Origin of the sequence: Corynebacterium amycolatum SK46 (genome assembly GCF_000173655.1) — a bacterium.
In the GTDB taxonomy this organism is placed as follows: domain Bacteria; phylum Actinomycetota; class Actinomycetes; order Mycobacteriales; family Mycobacteriaceae; genus Corynebacterium; species Corynebacterium amycolatum_A.
In genome coordinates this window covers 1-1,374 of the sequence record NZ_ABZU01000044.1, presented here as the reverse complement: position 1 = coordinate 1,374, position 1,374 = coordinate 1, and the positions used below count along the sequence as shown (strand labels likewise).

1 pseudogene is annotated in these 1,374 nt (G+C 54.2%); it reads left to right on the top strand.

Features of this window, described 5'->3' with window-relative positions:
- Window positions 1-150: 150 nt before the first annotated feature.
- Window positions 151-1,374: pseudogene (locus CORAM0001_RS11245) on the top strand (IS3 family transposase); the annotation flags it as partial.

Sequence of the window (1,374 nt, the reverse complement as noted above, 5' to 3'; positions counted from 1 at the left end):
TGAACTGCTCCCCATTAGTTGGACTGAGAAATCAGTTACCGACTAGTGGGGAGTAGTTGTCATTGAGAGCACGAAGTTCGCTAAGTGAGCAGCAGCGCGAGCAATTGGTTGAGCTTTTCGAGCAGGGCATGGGCTATAGAGCCGCTGCTAATGCTCTGGGTGTCTCCAAACACGCTGTGCGCCGGCTCTATTGTCGGTTTGTGCTGCATGGCAGGCTATGTCTTGTGGAGAAACCGACTAAGCAGCAGTATTCGTTTGAGATCAAGAAGGAAGTTGTCCAACGCCACCTTGCTGGCGAGACAGCGATGAATCTTGCGCGTGAATTTGGCCTGTCATCACAGCAGCTGGTCCGCGGGTGGTCGTGGAAATGGCGCAAAGACGGCGATGACGCATTGAAACCGAAGCCGAAGGGCAGGCCTAAAGGCTCGAGCGCACCAAAGCGGCTTACAGAAGAGGAGAAGCTGCGTCGCCAGATCGCACGGTTGGAAGCGGAAAACGCTTATCTAAAAAAATTGCGGGACTTGAGGAATCAGGGGCGCGCCTGAAAGTCCAGGCGATTGTCATCCTCAAGTCTCACCACCGCTTGGAATATCTCCTAGAGGCAGCGGGTATCCCACGGTCGACGTTCTTCTACCACCAGCAACGACTCAGTAAGCCAGATAAGCACGCCGTACTCAAGCAAGTAATTCGGGAAAGCTTCGAGCGTAACAAGCATCGCTACGGCTACCGGCGAGTGCTGCTTGACCTACGCAACCAGGGCTGGGTGGTCAACCACAAGCTCGTCTACAAGCTCATGCGCCAGATGGGGCTTCGAGCCAAGGTCCGCCAGCGTAGGCCTTATGTTTCCTACATCGGGACGATCAGCCACATTGCTGACAACATACTTGACCGCAAGTTCACCCCGGATAAGCCAAATGCCGTCTTTGTCAGCGACGTCACTGAGTTCAGGGTCGCAGGCCGCAAGGTCTATCTGTCACCGGTGATGGATCTGTTCGACCGTTCAATTGTTGCTCACACCGTGGCTACATCGCCGTCGACAGCGTTTACCGCCGGTTCTTTAGCTAAGGCGATTAACACGTGTGCGCCTGAACCCGGGTGGATGATGCACACTGACCAAGGTTTCCAGTACCAGCATGCCTCCTGGCGCAACTTGATTGGCGACAACGGTGGTGTGCAGTCGATGTCGCGTAAAGCCAACTGTTACGACAACGCGGTCATGGAAAATTTCTTCGGCCACGTGAAAACCGAGATGTACCACGGAGAAGTCTTCGACACTGTCGCAGAGTTCAGTCAGGCGATTAACGAGTACATTCAGTGGTACAACACCGAACGCATCCAACAACGACTCAAGGGTCTGACCCCGATGCAATATCG